This window comes from Paenibacillus sp. GCM10028914 (assembly GCF_042666275.1).
GTDB lineage: Bacteria > Bacillota > Bacilli > Paenibacillales > Paenibacillaceae > Paenibacillus_AQ.
In genome coordinates, this window is record NZ_JBHTFO010000021.1 from 1 (window position 1) to 24,433 (window position 24,433).

29 protein-coding genes and 1 riboswitch are annotated in these 24,433 nt (G+C 44.5%); of the genes, 26 read left to right on the forward strand and 3 right to left on the reverse strand.

The window, feature by feature from the left end; all coding sequences use genetic code 11:
- Nucleotides 1–344 precede the first annotated feature (344 nt).
- Nucleotides 345–773 (forward strand): hypothetical protein, encoded by a 429-nt coding sequence (locus ACFQV5_RS25240; RefSeq protein ID WP_379251296.1) that lies wholly within the window; start codon nucleotides 345–347, stop codon nucleotides 771–773.
- A gap of 50 nt (nucleotides 774–823) precedes the next feature.
- Here ACFQV5_RS25240 and ACFQV5_RS25245 read toward each other — a convergent pair whose 3' ends face one another.
- The gene (locus ACFQV5_RS25245; RefSeq protein ID WP_379251298.1) at nucleotides 824–1,348 is read right to left on the reverse strand and encodes a hypothetical protein; all 525 of its coding nucleotides are present in this window, start codon (nucleotides 1,346–1,348) and stop codon (nucleotides 824–826) included.
- A 220-nt stretch (nucleotides 1,349–1,568) separates the two neighbouring features.
- Here ACFQV5_RS25245 and ACFQV5_RS25250 point away from each other — a divergent pair, with 220 nt between their 5' ends.
- The 10 genes from ACFQV5_RS25250 (at nucleotide 1,569) to rsmI (ending at nucleotide 9,559) form a co-directional block, all read left to right on the forward strand.
- Nucleotides 1,569–1,754 carry a sigma factor G inhibitor Gin gene (locus ACFQV5_RS25250; RefSeq protein ID WP_379251300.1) on the forward strand — a complete coding sequence of 62 codons (186 nt, stop codon included), beginning with the start codon at nucleotides 1,569–1,571 and terminating at the stop codon, nucleotides 1,752–1,754.
- Between the two features lie 136 nt (nucleotides 1,755–1,890).
- Entirely contained in the window at nucleotides 1,891–3,477 is a 1,587-nt protein-coding gene (locus ACFQV5_RS25255; protein WP_379251302.1) for an aminotransferase class I/II-fold pyridoxal phosphate-dependent enzyme, read from the forward strand.
- Complete coding sequence (gene tmk / locus ACFQV5_RS25260) at nucleotides 3,474–4,115, forward strand: dTMP kinase (RefSeq protein WP_379251304.1); 642 nt, start codon at nucleotides 3,474–3,476, stop codon at nucleotides 4,113–4,115. Before ACFQV5_RS25255 ends, tmk begins: the two co-directional genes overlap by 4 nt.
- A 67-nt stretch (nucleotides 4,116–4,182) precedes the next feature.
- Complete coding sequence (locus ACFQV5_RS25265; protein WP_208916789.1) at nucleotides 4,183–4,512, forward strand: cyclic-di-AMP receptor; 330 nt, start codon at nucleotides 4,183–4,185, stop codon at nucleotides 4,510–4,512.
- A gap of 298 nt (nucleotides 4,513–4,810) precedes the next feature.
- Nucleotides 4,811–5,254 carry a YaaR family protein gene (locus tag ACFQV5_RS25270; RefSeq protein ID WP_379251306.1) on the forward strand — a complete coding sequence of 148 codons (444 nt, stop codon included), beginning with the start codon at nucleotides 4,811–4,813 and terminating at the stop codon, nucleotides 5,252–5,254.
- 286 nt (nucleotides 5,255–5,540) lie between these two features.
- Nucleotides 5,541–6,524 (forward strand): DNA polymerase III subunit delta', encoded by a 984-nt coding sequence (gene holB / locus ACFQV5_RS25275; RefSeq protein ID WP_379251308.1) that lies wholly within the window; start codon nucleotides 5,541–5,543, stop codon nucleotides 6,522–6,524.
- Nucleotides 6,525–6,582: 58 nt separating this feature from the next.
- A complete protein-coding gene (locus ACFQV5_RS25280; protein WP_379251310.1) occupies nucleotides 6,583–7,383 on the forward strand; it encodes a PSP1 domain-containing protein in 801 nt (266 codons plus the stop codon).
- A 32-nt stretch (nucleotides 7,384–7,415) separates the two neighbouring features.
- Nucleotides 7,416–7,784, forward strand: a complete 369-nt coding sequence (yabA, locus tag ACFQV5_RS25285; RefSeq protein ID WP_379251312.1) for a DNA replication initiation control protein YabA — start codon at nucleotides 7,416–7,418, stop codon at nucleotides 7,782–7,784.
- Between the two features lie 126 nt (nucleotides 7,785–7,910).
- Nucleotides 7,911–8,672, forward strand: coding sequence for a tRNA1(Val) (adenine(37)-N6)-methyltransferase (locus tag ACFQV5_RS25290; RefSeq protein WP_379251314.1), 762 nt, complete (start codon nucleotides 7,911–7,913; stop codon nucleotides 8,670–8,672).
- Nucleotides 8,669–9,559, forward strand: a complete 891-nt coding sequence (gene rsmI / locus ACFQV5_RS25295; RefSeq protein WP_379251316.1) for a 16S rRNA (cytidine(1402)-2'-O)-methyltransferase — start codon at nucleotides 8,669–8,671, stop codon at nucleotides 9,557–9,559. Before ACFQV5_RS25290 ends, rsmI begins: the two co-directional genes overlap by 4 nt.
- A gap of 178 nt (nucleotides 9,560–9,737) precedes the next feature.
- Here rsmI and ACFQV5_RS25300 read toward each other — a convergent pair whose 3' ends face one another.
- Nucleotides 9,738–9,992: an AbrB/MazE/SpoVT family DNA-binding domain-containing protein gene (locus ACFQV5_RS25300; RefSeq protein WP_379251318.1), complete on the reverse strand. Its 255-nt coding sequence runs from the start codon at nucleotides 9,990–9,992 to the stop codon at nucleotides 9,738–9,740.
- 321 nt (nucleotides 9,993–10,313) lie between these two features.
- Here ACFQV5_RS25300 and ACFQV5_RS25305 point away from each other — a divergent pair, with 321 nt between their 5' ends.
- The 13 genes from ACFQV5_RS25305 to ACFQV5_RS25365 all read left to right on the forward strand — a co-directional run bounded on the left by ACFQV5_RS25305 (nucleotide 10,314) and on the right by ACFQV5_RS25365 (nucleotide 22,894).
- Nucleotides 10,314–11,600 carry an HD domain-containing protein gene (locus ACFQV5_RS25305; RefSeq protein ID WP_379251319.1) on the forward strand — a complete coding sequence of 429 codons (1,287 nt, stop codon included), beginning with the start codon at nucleotides 10,314–10,316 and terminating at the stop codon, nucleotides 11,598–11,600.
- An 81-nt stretch (nucleotides 11,601–11,681) separates the two neighbouring features.
- Nucleotides 11,682–12,452, forward strand: a complete 771-nt coding sequence (locus ACFQV5_RS25310) for a TatD family hydrolase (RefSeq protein ID WP_379251405.1) — start codon at nucleotides 11,682–11,684, stop codon at nucleotides 12,450–12,452.
- A gap of 199 nt (nucleotides 12,453–12,651) precedes the next feature.
- Nucleotides 12,652–12,863: riboswitch (cyclic di-AMP (ydaO/yuaA leader) on the forward strand.
- Between the two features lie 273 nt (nucleotides 12,864–13,136).
- Nucleotides 13,137–14,342, forward strand: a complete 1,206-nt coding sequence (locus tag ACFQV5_RS25315; protein WP_379251321.1) for a resuscitation-promoting factor — start codon at nucleotides 13,137–13,139, stop codon at nucleotides 14,340–14,342.
- 119 nt (nucleotides 14,343–14,461) lie between these two features.
- On the forward strand, nucleotides 14,462–15,013 hold the full coding sequence (gene rnmV / locus ACFQV5_RS25320) for a ribonuclease M5 (protein WP_379251323.1): 552 nt from the start codon (nucleotides 14,462–14,464) through the stop codon (nucleotides 15,011–15,013).
- Nucleotides 15,010–15,894, forward strand: coding sequence for a 16S rRNA (adenine(1518)-N(6)/adenine(1519)-N(6))-dimethyltransferase RsmA (rsmA, locus tag ACFQV5_RS25325; protein WP_379251325.1), 885 nt, complete (start codon nucleotides 15,010–15,012; stop codon nucleotides 15,892–15,894). The genes rnmV and rsmA overlap by 4 nt, the downstream gene beginning before the upstream one ends.
- Before the next feature lie 210 nt (nucleotides 15,895–16,104).
- Entirely contained in the window at nucleotides 16,105–16,998 is an 894-nt protein-coding gene (yabG, locus tag ACFQV5_RS25330; protein WP_379251326.1) for a sporulation peptidase YabG, read from the forward strand.
- A 330-nt stretch (nucleotides 16,999–17,328) separates the two neighbouring features.
- On the forward strand, nucleotides 17,329–17,604 hold the full coding sequence (gene veg / locus ACFQV5_RS25335; RefSeq protein ID WP_379251328.1) for a biofilm formation stimulator Veg: 276 nt from the start codon (nucleotides 17,329–17,331) through the stop codon (nucleotides 17,602–17,604).
- Nucleotides 17,605–17,744: 140 nt separating this feature from the next.
- Entirely contained in the window at nucleotides 17,745–17,927 is a 183-nt protein-coding gene (locus tag ACFQV5_RS25340; RefSeq protein ID WP_379251330.1) for a small, acid-soluble spore protein, alpha/beta type, read from the forward strand.
- Nucleotides 17,928–18,104: 177 nt separating this feature from the next.
- Entirely contained in the window at nucleotides 18,105–18,959 is an 855-nt protein-coding gene (gene ispE / locus ACFQV5_RS25345; RefSeq protein WP_379251332.1) for a 4-(cytidine 5'-diphospho)-2-C-methyl-D-erythritol kinase, read from the forward strand.
- 99 nt (nucleotides 18,960–19,058) lie between these two features.
- Nucleotides 19,059–19,886, forward strand: a complete 828-nt coding sequence (gene purR, locus ACFQV5_RS25350) for a pur operon repressor (RefSeq protein ID WP_379251334.1) — start codon at nucleotides 19,059–19,061, stop codon at nucleotides 19,884–19,886.
- Nucleotides 19,887–20,070: 184 nt separating this feature from the next.
- Nucleotides 20,071–20,352 (forward strand): septation regulator SpoVG, encoded by a 282-nt coding sequence (gene spoVG / locus ACFQV5_RS25355; RefSeq protein ID WP_379251336.1) that lies wholly within the window; start codon nucleotides 20,071–20,073, stop codon nucleotides 20,350–20,352.
- Nucleotides 20,353–20,462: 110 nt separating this feature from the next.
- Nucleotides 20,463–21,863, forward strand: coding sequence for a bifunctional UDP-N-acetylglucosamine diphosphorylase/glucosamine-1-phosphate N-acetyltransferase GlmU (gene glmU / locus ACFQV5_RS25360; protein WP_379251338.1), 1,401 nt, complete (start codon nucleotides 20,463–20,465; stop codon nucleotides 21,861–21,863).
- 77 nt (nucleotides 21,864–21,940) lie between these two features.
- A complete protein-coding gene (locus ACFQV5_RS25365; RefSeq protein ID WP_379251340.1) occupies nucleotides 21,941–22,894 on the forward strand; it encodes a ribose-phosphate diphosphokinase in 954 nt (317 codons plus the stop codon).
- Nucleotides 22,895–23,026: 132 nt separating this feature from the next.
- On the opposite strand, the gene ACFQV5_RS25370 is transcribed toward ACFQV5_RS25365, so the two are convergent.
- A complete protein-coding gene (locus tag ACFQV5_RS25370) occupies nucleotides 23,027–23,227 on the reverse strand; it encodes a hypothetical protein (protein ID WP_379251411.1) in 201 nt (66 codons plus the stop codon).
- Nucleotides 23,228–23,400: 173 nt separating this feature from the next.
- Between ACFQV5_RS25370 and pth the strand changes: the two genes are divergently transcribed.
- Entirely contained in the window at nucleotides 23,401–23,961 is a 561-nt protein-coding gene (gene pth / locus ACFQV5_RS25375) for an aminoacyl-tRNA hydrolase (RefSeq protein WP_379251342.1), read from the forward strand.
- 117 nt (nucleotides 23,962–24,078) lie between these two features.
- Complete coding sequence (gene fin / locus ACFQV5_RS25380; protein WP_379251407.1) at nucleotides 24,079–24,309, forward strand: anti-sigma-F factor Fin; 231 nt, start codon at nucleotides 24,079–24,081, stop codon at nucleotides 24,307–24,309.
- Nucleotides 24,310–24,433: the final 124 nt, after the last annotated feature.

A 24,433-nucleotide genomic window follows, 5' to 3' on the forward strand; every position in this document is an offset into this window, starting at 1 on the left:
TAAGCCTTCCAGCGCCGATGGTACTTGGACCGAAGGGTCCCGGGAGAGTAGGACGTCGCCAAGCGAAAAACCACTGTCGATGTAATCGATGGTGGTTTTTATTTTTTTGTCATTTTAATATAGATATATGCAAAAATGAGGATAAGTAATGAAGATTTTGTTACCGATGGATTGATAAAAATCAGTATAATAGAATTATTCGGGAAGCAGGGAACTATTACCTATATTTTTCCTATTTATGCAGGCCGTAGGATTAAAGACCTGAATGGAAGTTTCTCCATTAACCCAATCAACTATGTTCATTCAACAGGAGCCAGGTTACGGTGGAGAAAGGAGGATAATGTATGTTTCTTAATAGTAGACTGCGTTTTGTAGTAATATTATGCGCTTGTACTATATTGATATTGGTATCAGGATGTGGAGCATCATCAGAGCCAACATGGGAGTCATTTGACGGAGCCGCCAATGTTAAATCTTTTCCGATACCTAAGGAAGCGAATAAGACGGAGCAGACGAAAGGGAACAGCGATCTGGATTATGTTCGCTACGCGCTTCCAGGACTTAAAGAGTCAGAGAGTCTCCCTGAGGAATATATTAAAGAAATTGAATCATGGGGCTGGAAAGAGAAGAAAGAAGAGCAGAAGGGTTCATCTTTGGTTTTTGAGAAGGGAAAAAGTATCGTTCATCTTACGGTGCATGATGACTTTTTGATCATAACGGTGCCTAGTCCTCTGAAGAAGCAAGCGATTCAGGGCTTGGAAAGTAAAAAATAAAAGATCTCAATCCTTTTTGGATGAGGTCTTTTATTTTTGTGTATGTATTATTACTGCTTATAATATGAAATATCCTGATCGTTGAATTTAAGCATACCATCCTTGCGTTGGTTTGAAAATCGAATGAGTGCATAATAACGAGGGATGAGCATCCATATATGCCAGAATAGTATAGATATAATAAATGATAAAGGCGACCAGAACGCCATTATACCGATTAAGCAGATACTAATCCAAGAGGTATGTAATTGGACTTTACTAAATACGCGTGAGCTCACATGCTGATCAGGCATATATCCTAACCAGGGTGTTCTAAGAGAGAAGCGCCATTTTTTTTGATAAATCGAACCAAGGAGAAACAATACGGAACGACCGATCACAAAATGAATCCATAAGATAAGGGCAAACGCCAGCAAGAAATAAATAAAACTGTCCCAAGATAGAATGAACATTTCAGTTGCGACTACAGCACACGGCAGGAAAAGATAAATCCCGAGAATATGCTTGGAGAGTGATATTTTTTTGAGAAGCCGGTATTGATAAAAGGTAGCTTGGCCATGAGGTTGTTCTGCCATCGAGATTGCTGGCCTCCTTTATTGGGCGGTGGAAGTGTAATGACGAATGATCTTTATGTTTTTATCGGTAAGAATCTTATTTTTGTGAAGCGCTTTAAGTACAGACACCATAGAGAAATTAATACATATACATATAAAACAACAGGAGATACTATGAAAATGTTTAAAATAGTAGAAACTGTGTCATACTAATAGTAAAAGGATCAAGGTGGGATGGCTCATGGAAGAGATGAATGAACGCGTCTGTATTATATGCAGCCAGAATAAAACAGAGGGCATCACTATAGTATCACAGTTTGTCTGTGAAGATTGCGAATCGGAGATTGTGCATACGAATGCGGAAGATTCAAAATATCATTTTTTTATCCATCAATTGAAGAAGATTGTGATGCCGAGTAAAGTTTAGTAGGACATAATAATGGAGGCCTGATACTACAGAGGCCTTTTTTTGTTGTATACTCGATTAAAGTGGGAAGGCATAGGCGTAAGTTACATTTTACGATAAAATAGGGTATAGGATTTAATCGGAAGGAATTTCGTCAATGTATATAGATAAAGATAAGGCACCGCTGGTAGAAGCTTTAATGGATTACAAGCGTCGTGCCGCTAAATCATTTCATGTGCCTGGTCACAAGAATGGAAAAGCCTATGATAGATTCGGTGGAGCTGGCCTACTGAGCGAAGTTTTGAAAATTGATGTTACTGAAATTACTGGAACGGATGATCTTCATCATCCGGAAGGTGCTATTCAAGAAGCACAAGAGCTTGCTGCAGACTGTTTCGGGGCAGAGGAAAGCTTTTTTCTGGTTGGCGGTAGTACTGCCGGTAATTTAGCAATGATTCTTTCCGTATGTAAGCAGCCGGGGGATGTGCTTCTTCTTCAGCGGAATGTCCATAAGTCTGTTTTACATGGGTTGATGCTTGCCGGGGCCAAAGCAGTTTTTCTGGAACCGGAGATGGATGAGGCGAGCGGCCTTGCGGTTATTCCATCGCTAGAGACGCTAAGAGCAGCTTTAGAAAAATATCCGGAGTCGAAGGGCGTCTTAATAACATCACCTAACTATCACGGGATGAGCAGCAATTTGAAAGAGATAGCTGAACTCTGTCATGCACAAGGCATACCGCTGCTTGTAGATGAGGCACATGGGGCGCATTTTGGAATGCATCCCGATTTGCCAGAGAGTGCTCTTGCTAGCGGAGCAGATGTGGTGGTGCAATCAACACATAAAATGTTAGCTGCGATGACCATGGGGGCAATGCTGCATGTACAGGGGCCTCTGCTCGATCGCCGGTTGCTTCGCCAGCGGCTTGCCATGGTGCAGAGCTCGAGCCCATCATACCCCGTGATGGCCTCGCTCGATCTAGCCCGGCGCCTGCTCCACGCGCAGGGCCCAAGCGCCTTCACGGCTGGCTTCGCCGCCGTGGACGCGCTAAAGCGCGGCCTCGCTACGCTGCCGCGCTTCGGGCTGCTGCAGCCACCGCAGCCCGGGAACCCCGCCGCGCAGGGCCCCTGCGGCGGACAGGCCTTGCCGCCGGCGCAAGCGCATGCGGCGGCATATACGCGCCAGGACCCGTTCAAGGCGGTCATTTATGATCGCACCGGGTCCCTGAGCGGCTATGGACTCCAGCACGCGCTTGAAGCGCGCGGCTGTGTCCCAGAGATGAGCGACGAACGCTACGTCGTTCTGCTCTTTACATTGGGATCTACGGAAGAGGATGCGAATCACCTCTTATGGGCACTCCAGCATATTGTAGAGGAAGAGGAGGATTTAAGGCCTCCAGACATCCTTAATCAACTTTCAACCGAACTGACCAATGTTTCCACGTGGAACATTCCTGCACGCACAATGTCTTTTTCTGAGCCGGTACAGTTTAGCCTGACACCTATGGACCCGGAGCATATGGAGTCCGTACCCGTAGAAAACTGTGGTGGGAGGATTGCAGCTGAAATGGTGATCCCCTATCCGCCTGGCATTCCGATTTTGTATCCAGGTGAACGCATTACCGAGGATACGGCAGAGAGACTTGCTGCACTAAGAGATGCAGGTGCAAAATGCCAGGGTGCCGCAGATCACTCGATTAGAACAATACTCGTAAACAAGAATCCAGGAAAGCAGGGAACGATATGAACCGTAAGCCATTATTCATTACTATCGAGGGAGGGGAAGGTTCCGGTAAAACAACGATGATCGGTAGATTGGCAGCTTACATGCAGAATCATTCGATCCCATACCTCATCACTCGTGAACCTGGTGGTAGTGATATTGCGGAGAAGATTCGTTCTATCATTCTAGAACCTAAGCATACGAGTATGGATGCCAGAACAGAAGCTTTGTTGTATGCAGCTGCTCGCAGACAGCATTTGGTGGAGATTGTTGAACCCGCGTTAGCTGAGGGATTAACCGTCATATGTGACCGTTTTGTCGACAGTAGCCTTGTATACCAAGGCATGGCACGAAAGATCGGAGTCGAGGAAGTATGGGCGATTAATCAATTTGCCACGGAGAACCGCATGCCAGATCTTACGCTCTTGATGGATATTGACCCTGAGGAAGGTCTTTCTCGTATTATGGCGAATGGAGACAGGGAATTTAATCGGCTGGATATGGAAAGTCTGTCGTTTCATCAAATGGTGCGAGAGGGTTATAAACAATTAGCGGATCGGGACCCTGATAGAATTAAGGTTATCGATGCCTCTAAATCACTGCCTCAAGTTGAACGAGAGATGATTCGTGTGCTGGAAAGCGCGGTTTTAAAGGATTTTTGAGGATGATTGTCAAATCATATATACAAGACACTTTAGGTGTCATACTATGAAAACGGAGGGATTGCACATGAAATTAATCGTTGCGATTGTACAGGATAAGGACAGCAACCGTCTTTCGGCAGGACTCGTTAAGGCAAATTTCCGGGCAACGAAACTGGCAAGTACCGGAGGGTTTCTAAAGGCCGGTAATACCACGTTTATGATCGGGGTAGACGACAGTCAGGTAGAGAGTGTCATGAATGTTATCCGCACTAGTTGTAAAGTTCGTGAACAACTCGTTACTCCGGTTACGCCTATGAGTGGAACAACAGATTCCTACTTACCACTCCCAGTTGAAGTGCAAGTGGGTGGAGCAACCGTATTTGTACTTCCAGTTGAACGCTTTGAACACTTTTAATAAATCTTTTCGATAGACTGAACATTAGTGCTCTGAAGCTTGAAGGATAAAAACAGTAGCAGGATGAAAAGCATGGATGTTTTTATTGCGGTATCCGAAACTTGGTTCTTGAGAAAAATGAGATTCTGATATCATAATAAAGGCATCTACTCAATAGTAGGAGAACAACTATGTTTGAAAGTAACATGAATAACCGATATATCTTTTAGAGGGGGACAGGAGCGAAGAATCCATTTTCTTGGCAGAAAGTCTGTCCTCCGGTATTTAATTACGCAGTATATAAAGGCGGTAGATTTCGGTGAAGATCAATCCGGGCTTCAGGCCCATGAAAAGTGAATTGTCGGTCCCGGATAACAATGCTAAGCCGATTCAGCATAAGACGTTTTCCGACATGATGTATCAACAGGGCGAGAAAGCCTCCAAGGAGGAATTAAACCGTCAAATGCGAGAAATCGCCATGCAGGGTGACCGATTGGCACGGGCGATGACGATTCGGGAATTGAAGGCATATCGTTTGATGGTAAAAAAGTTTCTCGAAGAGACCGTTCGTCGTGGTGTATCCATGAAGGAAACGCGTGGCTGGGATCGAAGAGGCCGTGGCAAGCGGTACAATGTTATTGATGAGATCGATTCCATGCTGCTTTCCTTAGCGGATGAACTGCTTGAAAGTGAACAAGGAAAAATTGAGTTGCTCAGCAAGATTGGTGAAATTCGAGGAATGCTGATCAATATGGTTTTTTAAAAAATTGTTCTGATCTTTATATGCTTGTTTGAAGCAACCTAAGGTATTATGAATTGATTCAAGCATATTGCATAATTGTATTCCAATCTTTCTACGGTGCAGTTTATTGACGATTTAGTTCTTATCGAGCAATATATTGATTGGAATGAGTTTGTTTGATTATGCAAAATGCTAATATAGAAACGGAATGCTTCTTTGTTATACTCTATCTCCCTGATCAAAAGCCCAGTAAAATGGGTATCAGTGAAAATGCCGTTTCTACTAGAAGCAGAAAGAGAGAGGACTTATGTCTTTTAATAATATATTAGGCCAAGAGGCTGCTAAACAGTTGCTGCAGAATGCGATTCGGCGTGAAGCTGTTAGCCATGCTTATCTGTTCAGTGGGCCTGTCGGTGCCGGACAGCTGGAGACGGCAATGACTTTTGCCAAGGCATTGTTCTGTACAGAAAGTCAGGATGATGCTTGCGGCCAGTGTCTGGAATGCCGGAAGGTGGAACATGGTAACCATCCGGATCTAACCTTGATTGAACCGGATGGAGCCAGTATCAAAATCGATCAGATCCGTGAGTTGCAGCGGATTTTTTCATATCGTTCTGAGAAGAACAATCCCAAGGTGTATATAATAGACCATGCGGATAAGATGACGGTTCAGGCTGCAAACAGTCTATTGAAATTTCTTGAGGAGCCTCAAGTTCCGGCTGTGGCTATACTCATTGCTGAGAATGGACAAGCTCTACTTCCGACGATTCAGTCCAGGTCACAGACCGTCCCGTTTCGGGCACTAAATCCGGAAATGATGGAGCAGGCTCTCGTAAGCGAAGGTTATCCGTCATCCTTAGTACGATGTGCGGTTCAACTGGCTTCAGGACTTGAAGGTTGCAAGAAAATTTTGAATGAGAATTGGTTTGCAGAAATTAGAAACGTAATGTTACAATTAGGGAAGGAGTCTTTGAGCCGCTCTGGAGTAGCGATGATCACGGCTAACCAGAAAGTGTTCAAATCCGGACTCTCTGAACACCTGGACATACTGTTCAGTTTGTTCCATTTATGGTTTAAGGATATGATACATGTCCAATACGGAAGGCAAGATCGTCTCGTTTTCATAGATCAGGCGGAGTTTATCTCCGGTCACGCATCAGCCCGCAGCACGGCACAGTGGGTCTCCTACATGGATTTGGCCTCAGAGTGTCAGAAGAAGTTACGTTACAATGTCAACGGACAGCTCTGTCTCGAGCAGTTATTAATGGGTTTGGGCGGAACTCAGGCGTGAGACAACCCCCAATACCCGAGAATGGCCACAATGTACGGGCTAACAAGGGGGTTAATTTTTGTACAGTGTAGTGGGTGTCCGTTTTAAAAAAGCGGGCAAAATATATTACTTCGATCCGCTGGATCTTCCTGTGGAGAAGGAGCAATCCGTTATCGTGGAAACAGCTCGCGGTATCGAATATGGCCAAGTTGTAATTGGTAAAAAAGAAGTACAGGAATCTGATGTGGTTCTACCGCTGAAGAAAGTGATCCGCATTGCTGGTGACTCAGACGCCCGTGTGGTGGAGGAGAATAAGCTGGCGGCGAAGGATGCATTTACAACCTGTTTAAATAAAATCCGGGATCATGCATTAAAAATGAAGCTGGTCGATGTAGAATTCACATTTGACCGCAACAAGATCATTTTTTATTTCACAGCGGAAGGCCGCGTGGATTTCCGTGAATTAGTTAAGGATCTTGCCGGCATATTTCGGACAAGAATTGAACTACGTCAGATTGGCGTACGTGATGAGGCCAAAATGCTCGGGGGTTTAGGACCGTGTGGACGCGTACTGTGCTGTTCTTCATGGCTGGGTGATTTTGAGCCGGTATCAATCAAGATGGCGAAGGACCAAAGTCTATCGCTAAATCCGACCAAAATCTCCGGACTTTGTGGAAGATTGATGTGTTGTTTGAAGTTTGAGCATGACAACTATGAGAGTGTTAAGGAAGAACTTCCGTCCGTTGGCAAATTCGTTGTCACTTCGCTCGGAGATGGCAAAGTCGTTGGCCTGAATGCGGACAAACGGACTGTACATGTACAGCTGTTTGAAATCGGTAAAGTCAAAGAACTTCCTTTAGATGATGTTGTCGTCAAGTAGACCAATATTACGGTTACTTTCGGGGTGTAATCTTGGAAAAGAAAAACATTTTTGTGCGCATTCAAGAGATAGAATCACAGATGGGACATATGCACAGTGAACTGGGTGAACTAAAGCTGGTCATCAAGGAATTGCTGGAAGACAACCATCGTCTCAGCCTTGAAAATGAACAGCTCCGGAAAGTTTTTAAGAGGGAAGTTCAGTCGGCAGATTCGGAAACAACATTTCCACTCCAGCCAACTCTCGTTAAAAATGAGGAAAGCGGAGAAGATGTTGTCGGGGAAGGGTATGATAACCTGGCTAGGCTGTATCACGAGGGCTTCCATATCTGTAATGTATATTATGGGCACTTGCGAACAGAAGGGGATTGCCTGTTCTGTCTGTCCTTTTTGAACAAATAAGAAACCGTAGGAGAAAACCGCCTACGGTTTTTTTCTGAAGAGATAAGGAACTATGATGGTTGCAGTCATGAATAGAGGACGCAGATGTTTCTGTAATTTAAATAATTTAGTCAATAAAGGGTTGGGATGATGAAACGGGAAATACAACTACACAGTTCAGAGCGAATTGATGATCTGTTAACTAAGGATTTAGGAATTATTCAAAGTGAGGAGGTATTCAGCTTCTCCATGGATGCTGTGCTACTCGCTCGGTTTGCGAGTATTCCACGTCGCGGTCGCATCCTCGATATGTGTACCGGCAATGGTGTCATTCCACTATTACTTACAACTAAGAGCGAGGCAGTCATTGAAGGAATTGAAATTCAGCCAAGACTGGCTGATATGGCTAGACGAAGTGTCACCATGAATGGATTGGAAGAGCGGATCGTGATTCGGGAAGGTGATTTGAGGGAGCTTTATCTGGAGACAGGTCATGGGGTATACGATGCAATTACAGTAAATCCACCTTATATGCCTCTTAACGGCAGTGATATTAAGCTGAATCAACACCAAGCCATCGCAAGGCATGAAATTCATTGTACGCTAGAAGAAGTGATTCAGTCAGGATCCAGGTTGCTCCGTCCTGGCGGAAAACTAAGTATGGTCCATAAGCCGCTGCGTCTGGCAGAAATTATTAGCTTGATGCAAAAATACCGACTGGAGCCTAAAATCATCCGCTTTGTGCATCCTCGTCTTCATATGGAAGCGAATATGGTGCTCATCGAATGTATTAAAGACGGTAAACCGGAAGTACGTCTACAGCCGCCACTTATTGTCTATGATGATCAAGGAAAGTACTGCCCAGAAATGATGGATATTTATTATGGATCAAGTGAGGGAAAATCATGAACCTGTCCTGTCAAAATAGCTTTGCTGTTCGTAAAGAAGGAGAACCCGGGTCGCTGTATTTAGTGGCGACACCGATCGGTAATTTGGAGGATATGACTTACCGTGCTGTACGCACACTTCAGGAGTGTGATATTATCGCCGCGGAAGATACTCGTCAGACCCGTAAGCTCCTTACGCATTTCGAAATTCAGCCGAAGCAGCTGTTTAGTTATCATGAGCATAATAAGGCAGCAAGTGGACCTGAAATTATACGCTATATAATAGAAGGAAAAAATGTAGCGATCGTCAGCGATGCCGGTTTACCGGCCATTTCGGACCCTGGATCAGACTTGGTAAAGCTGGCTATTGCAGAAGGAATTTCAGTCATTCCAATACCCGGAGCGAATGCCGCACTGTCAGGATTGATTGCTTCGGGCCTGCCGACCGAACGTTTCACATTTATCGGATTTTTACCCAGAGATCGAAAAGATATTGTAGCGCAGTTGTCCTCTTTTCAAGCGGCGCAAGGCACGCTGTTGTTCTATGAATCTCCGCATAGGGTAAAGAAGACATTAGAGATTATGCGTGAAACGCTAGGAGAACGCCATGTAGTCTTAGCGCGAGAGCTGACGAAGCGTTACGAAGAATTTGTGAGGGGTCCTATAACAGAGTGTCTGGACTGGTTGGAAGAGCATCCGCCTTTAGGCGAGTACTGTATTGTCGTTGAGGGAGCGAGTAGAGAAGAGGAACAGCGGGAGAAAGATGCTTGGTGGCAGGAACTATCACTGGAAGCACATGTGGAGCATTATGAAAGTAGCGGAATGAGCCGCAAGGATGCTATGAAAAAAACCGCCTCAGATCGTGGTGTCTCTAAACGTGATATTTACAATTCCTTATTGAACCAATAGGTAACTACTATTTCTATATAATAGGAAGTATTAGTGAGTGGTGAAGATTAATAGGCTGTGGGGAGTCATAAACAAAAAAATACCTCCCTGCGGCTGGGTTATAGCCGAGGAAGGTGTAAGGAGATATGAAAAAGGTTAGAATTAACAAATTAATTATAACTATTATATACTATGTTTCTTAATTTGTCACAGGTGTTGGAATTTCAGAAACACATTCGTTGCAAACAATTTTGCCTTTGAAGTAAGTTACATTTTCCGCGTTACCACAGAAGATGCAAGCAGGCTCGTATTTTTTGAGCATAATGCGCTCACCGTCAACGTAGATTTCCAAAGCGTCTTTCTCACCGATTCCGAGTGTACGGCGGAGTTCAATTGGAATAACGACCCGTCCTAGTTCGTCTACCTTTCTTACAATACCTGTTGATTTCATCATAACTGATTGTTGCCCCTCTCGCCATAATTTAAAAAAGTCATAATTCGACATTGTTCTATGTTTTATGTTATTTATAGTACCAACGATTCCCAAATCAGTCAACCTATAATTTTGAAAATAAGAAACTTATTTACGAATATATAGTGAACAAAACCCTCTATATTCCTAGTAAAATGTCAAAAGTCGTAGGTATTTAAGCTTGTTTTTAGTCTTGTCGATTTGGAAAACGGGACATTACTTAATTCGACAATGTTCGACATTAAGTGTCAAAACTAGTGATAAAGCGATGATTTCAATGTTTAGGATAAGGAGATGAAAGGTATGCATTTGCCGATTAGCGAGGAAAAAGTGTTTAAGGATCCGGTTCATAACTATATTCATGTGCAGGATGATATAATATGGCGCTTAATCAATACACCTGAATTTCAGCGGCTTCGCCGGGTAAGGCAACTTGGTACTTCCTTCCTGACTTTTCATGGTGCAGAGCACAGCCGTTTCTCTCATTCGCTGGGGGTTTACGAAATTACGAGAAAGATAATCTCTCAGTTTGAACGTAGCGGTTACCCCGATTGGCCGAAAGAGGAGCGTTTACTTGCCTTATGTGCCGCACTTCTCCATGATATTGGTCATGGACCTTTCTCCCATTCTATAGAAGAAGCATTTCATATGAACCATGAAGATTGGACCTGTCGTATCTTGCTGGGAGATACATGCGTGAATGATGTTCTGAGAAAAGTAGATGCTGAATTTCCGCAGAGGGTTGCTTCTGTTATTAACAAAACGTATGAGAAACCAATTGTCATTAATCTGGTTACGAGCCCGCTTGATGCTGATCGGATGGATTACTTGCTGCGTGATGCATACTATACGGGCGTAAATTATGGAACGATTGATATTGACCGGATTCTGAGGATGCTCCGTCCATATCGGGATCGGGTTGTCGTTAAAGAGTCAGGAATGCATGCAGTAGAAGATTATTTAATGTCTAGGTATCAGATGTATTGGCAAGTGTATTTTCATCCGGTAACACGCAGTTCAGAAATCATCTTAAGGCAAATTTTCAAAAGAGCGAAAGAGCTGTACAAGGATGGATATGCGTTTGATTTTATGGTTGAACCACTGCCTGCGCTTTTTGAGGGGAATCCGACTGTGAGCCAATATTTACGCTTGGATGAGGCATTAATTCAGACGAGCTTTTTACAGTGGACTGCGGAAAAGGATGAACTTTTGAGCGATTTATGCGGTCGTTTCATGCATCGTCGCCTCTATAAATATGTAGAAATCGACAACATCGATGTAGAAATGATCGACGGAATCCGCCAAGCCTTTTCTGAAGCGGGATTAAACCCTAAGTATGATTTTGAGATTGATTATCCGACCGATCTTCCTTATGATGAGTTTCATTCCGGTTCGCCTGAGAGCGATAAGCAGATTCTGTTACTGGATCGACATGACCATGTACAGGAGATATCCGAAGTATCCGATATTGTGCGTTCTATCAGCGGCATTCACCGTGGGCGGTATCGTTTATATTTTCCTGAAGAAAAGGTAAGAGCTGTACTGAACAGTCTGCCTAAAGAGATTGCCTCTGTGTTTTTACAAAAATAAATAGTTTCATTAGAAGAGAATTTCAGCAGCAGATATCGGCATTTTTTGCGGCTGCTCTACAACAAGAAAGGAGTTTATTTCATTATGTTATTCGACACACACACACATCTCGATGCTCCCGAGTTCGACGAAGATCGCGAGGAGGTCATAGACCGTGCACTAGAAGCAGGCGTAACCCGTATGATCAACATCGGTTTTAACCGGGAGACAATTCCTACTACCATGAAATTGGCTGAGACCTATGATTTTATATATGCTGCTGTAGGCTGGCATCCTGTAGATGCGATTACGATGAAAGATGGGGATTTAGAATGGATTGCCTCTCTGTGCAAACATGAGAAAGTGGTGGCTATCGGCGAGATCGGCCTGGATTATCACTGGGATACCTCACCTAAGGAGATTCAGCATACAGTGCTGCGTCGCCAGATTGGATTAGCACGGGAACTGAATATGCCCATCGTGATTCATAACCGGGATGCGCATGAAGATATCGTGAAGATTTTGAAAGAAGAGAAGGCTTCCGAGGTCGGCGGTGTTATGCACTCTTTTTCAGGTAGTTGGGAAACGGCCAAGTTATGCCTCAATATGGGCTTTCACATTTCTTTTGGTGGACCGATCACATTCAAAAATGCGAAACAGCCTAAAGAGGTTTTGGCACAGGTTCCAATGGACCGATTACTCATTGAAACGGACTCCCCATATTTAACACCACATCCTTTCCGAGGGAAACGAAATGAGTCCGCTCATGTGCGTTTAGTAGCTGAGACCGCAGCTGCCATAAAAGGGTTGTCTCTGGAAGAATTAGGTTTAATTACAACCCAAAATGCGATGGAACGATTTGGAATTAAATGAAATCAAGAGTAAAACAGATGAAAAACAGAGCTTTAGCGACCAATTAAAGTTTTTTAATCAAAAAAGGCGACTATATTACAATATTTTAACCTTTTTTCTGAAAAAATGTGGTTGATTGTTGCTTTACAACCTGTATCGAAACAGGATATCATCTTGTCAGTGATAAGAAGCTGATCGAAATCATCAGCCGAATATTTTATGAACCGTCACGCTTAGTCTCCAATGATTTGGGGAACGGGGGAACCGATACAGTAATAGCTGGCTGAGTGCAAGCTTTCCTGTATTTGATTTCTTTTTTGGGTCTTAGGGGTGAATTTGAGGGCATCCGCCATGAGCGGTTGACTTGAGATAGGGCGTCTCTCTTACGTCCGAACCCGACAGCTAACTCCGTAAGCGTAATTAAGAGAGGCAAACTCGTGCATACCATTTTCCAGATCGTAGACATCAGGAAGCCACGAAAGAGTCTCTATCACTCTTTCTTTGGCTTTCTTTTATTTTAGAATATTGGAGAGTGTATCGTCATACTGTTGGTAAACAGGGGGTGACGGTTGTGTGTACGAATCGACGGGGAGTAACGCAGAGTGAAGAAAGATAGCAGAACACTCTGTGAGACAATTTGCTATAGTCGCGTCAAATGCAATCATGCGTTACCTAGACGGCGGGACTATGAAGGAGGATGAAATAGTGGGCATTTTTCAACACGAAGAGACCCATGAATCACAATCATCCAGCATGTCTTACGCATTACGATGGAAGCATGAGAATCTGCGTCAACTAATGCTGGCCGCCATTGGCGCCATCGCAATTACATTACTCGTTATGCTGATTGTTCACACTCGGCCGGGTAAAGAGGTTCAATTGGTGATTGATGGACGAATCACCACAGTAGAAACCCATAGGGCTTTGCTGCATGAAGTGCTGGATGAGCAAGCCATTTCCCTGAAACCACAGGATGAGGTTTCTATGCCGTTAAACGGTGTTCTCCAAGATGGAGATCGCATTATTATTAAACGAGCGGTACCTGTTCGTATAACCGCAGACGGCAAACAAAACACAATATTTACTACCCAAGATACGGTTGCAAATGTACTCAAAGAATCGGGCATTTCAATCAAGGGCGAAGATACAGTAAAACCTTCCCTGGAAACAAAAATTTTCGGGCAAGAAGAAATCCGTGTAGTTCGCGTCACGAAACAAACTGTTAAACAGACTGAAACTCGTGCGTTCCGAGTCATCAAAACGGCTGACCCTTCCTTGGAAAAGGGGGATAACCGCGTCTTGCAAAGCGGTAAACCAGGCGTGGTGGTGAACTATATTGAGAAAGTGTACGAGGATGGAAAGTTTGTCTCAAAGAAAATTATTAAAAAAGAAGTTCAGAGTAAGACCAAAGATAAAATCATTGCAGTCGGAACGAAAAAAGTAGCTGTGCCTGTTCAGACGGCTTCTGCTGAATCGTCGCAATCTAATAAGGCTGTTACAACAAAAACAGTAGCTACTCAAGAGAAGTCAGCGGTTAAGACGGCATCCTCAACTGAGAAAGCTAATAACGTTATATCTAGAGCCGGTGTTGACTTTGAATACAAAAAAGTAATAAACAATGTATCTATGACAGCATATTCCGCCGAACAGAAAGGCATTGGTACCCGTACTGCTTCCGGTACACGTGTTACCGAAGGACGTACGATTGCAGTGGATCCGAATGTCATTCCGATCGGCTGGTGGGTATATATTGAAGGCGTCGGCTTCCGTCGTGCTGAAGATACGGGGGGTGCCATTAAAGGCAACAAAATCGATGTGTATTACGATTCCCTAAAATCAGCACTTAGTTTCGGGCGTAAAAGCGGTCATACTGTTTATGTTATCGGTCCGGTGAAACCAGAGCTTAACTAACGTATGATTTCTGTTTTACAATGCCATGCTAATGCTATACTATTTAATTAATAGGAATGTAATGTTAAGAAGAGGATGGATCATCCTCTTCTTTTGTTTTGGGAAGGAAGAAGGTACGAATGATCAAAGAAGTTATTGTCGTGGAAGGCCGGGACGATACAGTGGCTGTGAAGCGGGCGGTTGAGGCAGACACGATCGAAACTGGGGGATCTGCTATAAACAACCGCACGCTGAAACAGATTGCGTTAGCACAGGAGCGACGCGGCATTATAATTTTAACGGACCCGGATCATGCCGGAGAACGAATTCGCAAGATCATCGATGCTAAAGTTCCTGGCTGCAAGCACGCCTTTATTCCGGAAGCAGACGCTACTCGTAAAGGAGATATAGGGGTAGAGAACGCCTCACCGGAGGCGATTCGCCATGCGCTGGGACGCGTGCACACTTCGTTTGAAGGATCGGAAAGTTTGATTGGTCTGGATGACCTGATTGAAGCAGGGCTGATCGTGCATCCTCAGGCTGCTGCGAGACGTATGACGATGGGTAATCTGCTTGGTATCGGATACTGTAACGGAAAGCAGTTTCATAAACGTCTGGCTATGTTTCAAATATCACGCGAAGAATTTGCATCAGCGCTTGCCCAGCTGGAAGAGGGAGGTACGGAGCTATGACACGAATTGAAGATATATCAACCCCGAGAAGAACGAAGGAGATCATTCAGCGCCACGGCTTCTCATTTAAGAAGAGCCTTGGGCAAAATTTTCTCATCGATCAAAATATACTGTACAAAATTGTAGAGGCAGCAGGACTGGACAAGGATAAGGGGGCGCTGGAGATTGGCCCTGGTATCGGAGCTTTGACGGAAAAGCTGGCACAGACGGCTGGATCGGTTACAGCTGTAGAAATCGACCAAAGGCTTATTCCAATCCTTCAGGAAGTATTAGAACCGTATCCTAACGTAAGCGTCCATCACGGAGATGTGCTTAAGGTGGATTTACATGAGCTGTTCCGCAAACATTTTAGCGGTGTGTCTAAGGTTAGTGTCGTAGCCAATTTGCCGTACTATGTCACTACTCCGATTTTAATGAAGCTGCTTGAAGAGAAGCTGCCGCTTGAGAATATCGTGGTTATGATTCAGAAGGAAGTTGCAGTACGTATGGCTGCTTCACCAGGAACCAAGGATTATGGCAGTTTGAGTATTGCTGTTCAATATTATAGTGAGCCGAAGCTTGTGTGTACGGTTCCTCATACTGTCTTTATTCCTCAGCCCAATGTAGAATCAGCTGTTATTCGACTTAAGGTACGGGACAAGCCTCCGGTTGAGGTTGAAGATGAAAGTCACTTCTTCGAGGTTGTACAGGCATCATTCACTCAGCGTCGTAAAACGATTGCGAATAACCTGAAAAGCCGCTTTTTCCCCGGAGAGGGACGAGAACGCCTGGAGCAATTGCTGCAGGAGGCGGAAATTGAGCCATCCCGGCGCGGTGAGACACTGAGCATTGAAGAGTATGCCCGTCTTAGCAAGGTACTCCTTGCAGCGGGTATAAGATAAGGTTTCAAACAAATCCATCAAGTAATGGCAAGGGGCTGTCCCAAAAGTAGATTTATTCTACTAAGGGACAGCTTCTTTATGATCAATTGGAGGAATGATTCGTATCCGTAGCGTCTGCTAGCACTCTATTGTGAAGAGATAGATATTTTGATCTATATAAGAACCAATCCTGATAAAGGCCCATACGATGGATGTAGGGGTGATGTTGTGATGAATTTTGGAGATTTGGTCGTTCGTAGATCGTACGGCGGCGATGTGACGTTCCGAGTGGAAGGTGTACAGCAGAACACGGCCATCATTAAAGGAACGGACTTTCGGCTGCTGGCCGACTCGCCCCTTGGGGATCTGGTAAGAGTACCACATCCTACGACGAGCGAACGGACGAAGCAGGCGCAGATTAAAGCGAATGAATCGTTAACCCGCCTGCAACAATACCACCAGGAGCAAAGTGAGCGGCGCCTGGCAGATTTGAGAACAGAATGGGGGACCGGTGAAAAAGGTTATTTTGACGTGCCGGGAAAAGTACTACATCTGGATGGAGACCCCCTTTACCTGAAAAAAAGCCTCAGCTTATACAATCAGCTTCGGGTTCCGGCTGAAGGACATCATATTCATGAATCATCGATGGCGGAGGCCTTATATCGCATGCTGCCACGTGTTCGTCCGGATATTGTCGTTATAACCGGCCATGATGGTGTGCTTAAAAGACCTCAAACCCGTGATTTGTACAGCCTGGAAAGTTATAAAAATTCACAGAACTTTGTGCAGGCGATACAGGTTGCAAGACAGTATGAACGTAATCGGGACACACTTGTTATTGTTGCAGGCGCTTGTCAGTCGCATTTTGAGGCATTGCTGCAGGCTGGGGCCAATTTTGCAAGTTCTCCGGGACGTGTGCTTATTCATGCTTTGGACCCGGTGTACGTGGCTGCCAAGACGGCATATACGTCTGTTCGCGAAACGGTTAACATGAATGACGTGCTACACAATACGATAAGTGGCAGTCAGGGTGTAGGAGGTATAGAGACCCGTGGAACTTATCGAATTGGGTTGCCGCGTCTAAATGATTTATCTACGTTGAAGGTAACTCCATCCGTCAGCTAAGATTTCCTTCTTGTGACCGCATTTCAGGTAAAGAAATAAGTGAATTCTAAAAAGCCCCTAATCGCAGGGGTTTTTTTAGGTTCACAATGTACACACTACAAACAATCGAATCTTATGTTTCGCTTCAATGGGATAAGGTATATTAATTGAAGGAAAATGTACATATTTGTTGTCGGTTTTGCGCATAATAACGGTTCTCCGCTCGACTCAACAATGTTCAAAAAAAATTCGTTGACAATATATTTTTGATGCTGATATAATTAATGGTTTTGATTTGACATTGCCTTGGTAAATTGATATAATGGACAAGGAAAGAGGTGGTCGTCGACAATGGCTAAAAATGCGCTGTTGGAAATCAAACGCAGTTTGGATGCTCATCTTGGGCAAAAAATTACGCTGCGGGCAAACGGTGGTCGCCGTAAGACCGTTGAGCGTACTGGTGTTTTGGAAGAAACGTACCCTTCTGTTTTCATTGTAAAACTGGATCAAGACCAAGAAACCTTTAAACGAGTGTCTTACAGTTATGCAGATGTGTTAACCGAAACGGTAGAAATCATGGTTTTGGATGAGGACTGCCAGTTGCGTATAACCTATATCAAGTCATAACTTTATGTAATGCAGAACAGCACCCTCTCGGGTGCTGTTTTTTGTTGCCATGAGATTTGAGAATGAGGTCCTGGCTTCAAGGTACATAATAAAGATGTATCAAGCCATCATTACCACATTCACAAGGAGGCAAACTACTGATGAGCCGAAGAAGAAGGACCATGATGTCGGAAGAACTGAAGACCGAGCTGGCTAAAGAACTTGGATTTTACGATACGGTTCAAAAGGAAGGCTGGGGCGGTATTAAAGCCAGTGATGCGGGGAATATGGTGAAAAAGGCGATTGAGCTCGCAGAGCGAGCAGCCCGCCAGTCAGACCGTTAATTCAAAGCGTTATAAGGGGCTTCCGTAGTTCGGAAGTCCCTTTCTTTCTTTTTTGGATTTGGTCTGTATTGAAAATGACTTCACGGTGTCTGTTTGATAATATATAGTCAATTAGAAGTTTTTTCTGTAATGTGTTAAGTTGTGCTTATGGGAAAAGCTAAGGATAGGTGAACTTTCTTGAAAATATACGAAAAAGCGCCTGCAAAGATAAATCTGATGCTGGACGTACTTCATAAAAGACCCGACGGTTTCCACGAAGTGGAGATGGTCATGACGATGATTGATCTGGCAGATCGGCTAGAGATGTCTGAACAACCGAGAGATACAATTATGATTACGAGTCAAGCAGGTTATATTCCTTTGGATGAGAAGAACCTGGCTTTTCAGGCGGCTAGGTTAATTAAGGAGAGGTATGATGTCCGTAAAGGGGTACATATTCATCTGGATAAAAAAATTCCGGTGGCCGCAGGGCTAGCAGGTGGAAGCAGTGATGCAGCCGCTACGCTGCGTGGCTTAAATCGGCTATGGAATTTGAATATTCCGATGGAACAGCTGCTTTCTTTGGGGGCAGAACTAGGTTCTGACGTGCCTTTCTGTGTCACAGGCGGATCTGCGCTTGCGACAGGTAGAGGCGAAATACTGACGCCTGTTCCGAATCCACCCCAATGCTGGGCGATTGTAGCTAAACCACCGATTAACGTTTCCACAGCCGAAGTGTATGGTCGCTTACGGAGTGACAATATACAACATCATCCATCGGCTAAAGATATGGTGGCAGCTCTTGAGAAGGGGAGCTTTAATGAAATGTGTGGCTCTCTTGGGAATGTGCTTGAAGAAGTGACGCTGAAATTGCATCCTGAGGTGCAGCAGCTGAAAGAAGCCATGATGAAGCTTGGGGCAGACGGGGTACTTATGTCTGGAAGCGGGCCAACCGTGTTCGGTTTAGTTGCTAAAGAGTCCAAAGTCGCGCGGATTTACAATGGACTGAGAGGCTTTTGTAAAGAGGTCTATGCCGTTAGACTACTAACATAATGTACGTAAGTCAGAGAGGTAGTTCCTTATAACCTTGTAAGAATACGTACAAAAGTGTTATATTTGCAATATAATATTCGGATTTAGCGAGGAAAAACAGTGAAGAAACTTAAACGAAGCGAACGATTGGTTGACATGACACAGTATTTATTGTCTGAACCACATACCTTGATTCCGCTAACTACGTTTGCAGAGCGATATGGGGCGGCTAAATCCTCAATTAGTGAGGACTTAGCTATTATCAAGGAAGTTTTTGAAGATGAAGGTACGGGCGAATTACAGACGCTTGCAGGGGCAGCCGGAGGCGTGAAATATATTCCGAAGCTGCGCAAAGACCATGCTCTTACCTTTGCACAGGAGCTTTGCCATAAGCTACAACAGTCTGACCGAATTCTACCTGGCGGATATCTGTATATGTCTGATCTCCTAGGAGAGCCCTCCTTGATGAATGAAGCGGGTAAGATTTTTGCTACCGCTTTTGCAGACCGAGAGATTGATGTCGTCATGACCGTAGAAACCAAAGGTATTCCACTTGCTTACGCAACGGCCGCTCAGCTTAACCTGCCGGTCGTTCTTGTGCGTCGAGACCACCAAGTGACGGAAGGGTCAGCAGTTAGCATTAACTATGTTTCAGGATCGCATAAGAGCATACATACGATGTCACTTTCACGCAGAGCGCTCAAAGAACGTTCACGCGTGCTGATTGTTGATGACTTCATGAAAGCCGGGGGCACGATCCAAGGGATGATGGATCTACTGGTTGAATTTAACGCAGATGTTGCCGGAGTCGGCGTCTTATTGGAGTCAGGAGCCGTTGAGTCGGAGGAACGGTTACTACAGAACTATATTTCATTGGCTAGACTTTCGGATGTAGATTCCAAGAGCAAGATGATAACCGTAAGTCCCGGGAATTATTTCGAAAAATAGGTCTGACGGTATTTGTCGATAAAAATAGCGTTTTCAAACGAATGAGCCCGAAGTCTGTCGAAAAGCTCACTTTTTAAAAAAAATTCCTGATTTTAGGACATTTTCTAAATAAAAAAAGAAGGAATTCGGTTTGCTGTGTGGAATTATACACCAAGTCTCTGATGGAAAAAGGTGGTGAACACATATGCAAATTACGGATGTCAGACTCCGCCGTGTTAACTCTGAGGGGAGAATGAAGGCAATCGCATCCATTACCATCGATAACGAATTTGTCGTTCACGACATTCGCGTTATTGACGGCAACAATGGAATGTTTGTTGCAATGCCGAGCAAACGCACTCCAGATGGAGAGTTTCGCGACATTGCCCATCCGATTTCTTCCGGTACTCGCGAGAAGATTCAGTCGGCTGTATTGGCTGAATACGAACGCGCTGCTGAAGAGGAAGTCATTGAAGAAGGCGCTTAAGATTCAAAATTGGGGTTCAAAGAAAAGAGAGCCGGACTTGAGGCTCTCTTTTCTTTTTTTCTAGAATGAGATATATTCAGTAGTGAGTTCAAGAGGAGGAGGCAGGGCCCTTGAAAAGATTGGCTATTGTGCTCGCCGCTGGGCAGGGCAAACGAATGAAATCGAAACTATATAAAGTTCTTCACCCCGTCTGCGGGAAACCAATGGTGGGTCATGTATTACAGACAGTTGGTCAGGTTCGATGCGAACGCAGTGTGGTAGTCGTTGGTCATGGGGCTGAAACGGTCCGTTCATACCTGGGCGATGCTGCGGAGTATGTGCTGCAGGAAGAGCAGCTTGGAACCGGTCATGCTGTGAAACAAGCGAAAGAGCTTCTTGGGGATGAACAAGGCTCGACGATCGTCATTTGTGGCGATACACCGCTTGTCACATCCGAGACTCTTGAAGGTTTGCTGGCACTGCACGAGAATAACAAAGCTGCTGCAACCGTGCTGACTGCTCATATGGACAACCCTAAAGGCTATGGCCGGGTGATTCGTGATGAGGAAGGCAAAGTATTGCGGATTGTAGAGCAGAAGGACTGCAGCCCAGAGGAAGACGCTGTAGGAGAGATCAATACAGGTACTTACTGTTTTGATAATGCTAAGCTGTTTGATGCGCTTGAGAAAGTAACGAATAACAATGCGCAGCAAGAATATTATTTGACCGATGTTATCGGTATCATGAAGCAAGCTGGTGAGACGGTACTCGCTTACCAGACCGACGATCACGCGGAGTCTATTGGGGTTAACGACCGACTGGCTTTATCGCAAGCCGAGGGCTTTATGCGTGAGCGTATAACAAGACGCCATATGTTGAACGGGGTAACCATTATTGATCCTGCTTCCACATATATTGGCGCCGATGTGACGATAGGCGCAGACACGGTGCTCCAACCAGGTACAATATTAAAAGGGAATACCGTTATTGGCAGTGAGTGCGAGATTGGACCAAACAGTGAGATTGAAGATTCGGTCATTGCCGACGGAGTGTCTATTAAATACTCTGTTCTGAATCAAGCCGAAGTCGGAGAAGGCTCAAGTATTGGGCCGTTCGCTTATTTGCGTCCTGGCGCCAAATTGGGTGAGAAAGTTAAGATTGGCGATTTCGTTGAGGTCAAGAACTCGACGATTGACAATGGCTCGAAGGTATCTCACCTGAGCTATATTGGCGACGCAAAAGTCGGAAAAAATGTTAATGTCGGTTGCGGTGCGATAACGGTGAACTATGATGGGTATAATAAATCTGTTACCGAAATTGAGGATGAGGCTTTTATCGGAAGTAACGTTAACTTGGTTGCACCGGTTAAAGTGGGTAGAGGCGCATTTATTGTTGCTGGTACTACCGTCACTCATTCTGTGCCCGAAAACGACTTGGCAATAGGAAGACAACGGCAAGAGAATAAACCTGGATACGCCGAGAAAATCCGGGCGCGCGCTATAGCGAAGAAGAACAGTCAGACACAATCCTAGTTGCTGTCCTCTTAAGCGAAAAAAAGCGGTGATCGGACAGCCTAATTCAATGAACCAGCACGGAGGGTTTCTATTCTATGACTTATCTAGATTCTAAATTGAAAATTTTCACATGTAATTCCAACCCAAGGTTAGCCCATCAAATTGCCGATTATATCGGAATTCCAATGGGTGAATCCCATACAACCAGCTTTAGCGACGGTGAGATTCAAGTAAAACTCTCTGAAAGCGTTCGTGGTTGTCACGTTTATATCGTGCAGTCTACATGTGGACCGGTTAATGACAACCTGATGGAGCTTCTGGTTATGGTTGATGCGCTTAAGCGGGCTTCCGCAAAGAGTATCAATGTGGTTATTCCGTATTACGGTTATGCTCGACAAGACCGTAAAGCTCGTTCCCGGGATCCAATCACGGCGAAGCTGGTTGCTAATCTCATTGAGAAGGCTGGTGCACATCGTGTAATCACGATGGATTTACATGCGATGCAAATTCAGGGATTCTTTGATATTCCTGTAGACCATTTGCTAGGCGTTCCTATCATAGCCCAGTATTTCCGTTCCAAGCAGATCGAGAATCCGGTCGTTGTTTCACCGGATCACGGCGGTGTGGTTCGTGCGAGAAAGCTGGCTGATTTCTTGAACGCTCCGCTTGCGATCATTGATAAACGGCGTCCAGAGCCAAACGTTAGTGAAGTTATGAACATTATCGGGAATATCGAGGGTAAGACAGCTATCCTGATCGATGATATCATCGATACAGCTGGTACAATTGTTCTTGGTGCTAACGCACTTATGGAAGGCGGCGTAAAAGAAGTATACGCTTGTTGTACGCATCCGGTCTTGTCCGGTCCGGCTCACGAGCGTCTGGAGAATTCACCGCTTAAGGAAGTTATTGTGACGGACACGATTCCAATTACGCACGAGAATCCGACCAGCAAGCTGACGGTCTTGTCCGTTGCTCCACTCATGGGTGAGGCAATTATCCGTGTCCACGAAGAATTGTCCATCAGTAAGCTGTTCGAAATCGAATAAATACTTGCTATATCTTACAGGGTTACGTTTCCTCAAGTGGGGAAATGTAACCCTTGTCGGCTATAGCGGCATTTTCTGTGAACATGTTTAGAATCAACTTGGGAAACCGGTTACAATTATATGTACGGGCAATCAATACCCTGGACGCGAGATGAAAGTATAAGAGCTTCGGTTATATAGTGTTCCTTCTACTTCTACAAAATGAGCGTCTAATGCGGTGATTAGCCCCACATCTAGATGGCAATTTTGCTCGTATACCTGCACGGGGATTGCGTGCTTCATGTGGTATTGAAAATGGCTATGATGCGTCAATCTCTGTTCATAATTATTCAATGCCGTCCACCTTCTTATGTGAGGGTATGGATCAAATGTATGGATTAAATTGGTCTGAAAGACACAGTTATGTAAGATGAGATCGAATTGATCCGACTACTGATGTATTGTTCATATTGTACTCAGAAAATTGCAAAGAAGAAAGTACAAATAAAGAAAGGAATCTCAACCAAATGAAATGGATTGTCGGATTGGGCAACCCTGGTCCAGCTTATGAAAAGACGCGCCACAATGTCGGGTTTATGGCACTCGATGTCTTGGCAGAACGTCATGGGATGAAATTTACGAATCATAAATCGAAATCGATGATCGCTGAAGGATTTATTGGGGGCAAGAAGACGGTATTGATTAAACCGATGACATTTATGAATCTATCGGGTGAAGCTGTACGTGCCTTCATGGATTACTATAAAGCGGATTTAGAAGATATGATTGTTGTTTATGATGATCTGGATACGACAGTTGGGAGAATACGACTAAGATATCAAGGCAGTGCTGGCGGACATAATGGGATTAAGTCGATTATCCAGCATACAGGCACTCAAACGTTTAATCGGGTAAGAATGGGCATTTCACGTCCTGAACCGGGTCATGCTGTGGTGGATTATGTGCTGGGAACTTTCCCGAAAAAAGAACATGAGCTGTTAAAAAGTATGATCGAAGCTACCTGTGATTCTCTTGAATATAGTCTGGACCATACATTTGAGCAGACCATGCAAAAATTTAATGGTTAATAGCTAGTCCATCGATATTCTGTCCTTTTGAATAAGGTGAGAAAGTGTGACGGGAAAGTCTGAAAGGATGGCAATTCGGGCATACTGAAGGTATAAACGACCTTCAGGAGGCATATGATGGCGATAAACTATATTTGTAGACACTGTCGTACTTTTCAGGGACGTATTGAGTCGAAAGATGTCTCAGAAACGCAGCTTGGATTCGATTCCTTGACCACCGAAGAGCGCAGGGATATAATAGCGTATGATTTTAATGGGGAAGTTACCGTACGGGTAACCTGCGATCACTGTAGGGAAGCGCTGGAAGCGCATCCTGAACTCAGTCTATTGACTAGTCCCCTCCAGTAGCACGACATGGAATTAGTCTTGCGATTAATGTAAGATGGACAATAACGCGGTTAGCGAAAAAGGCCGCGGGTGTAGCCTTGGCAGTTTGCTGAGGCTTCTTTTCGATTACACATTTTCAATAAAT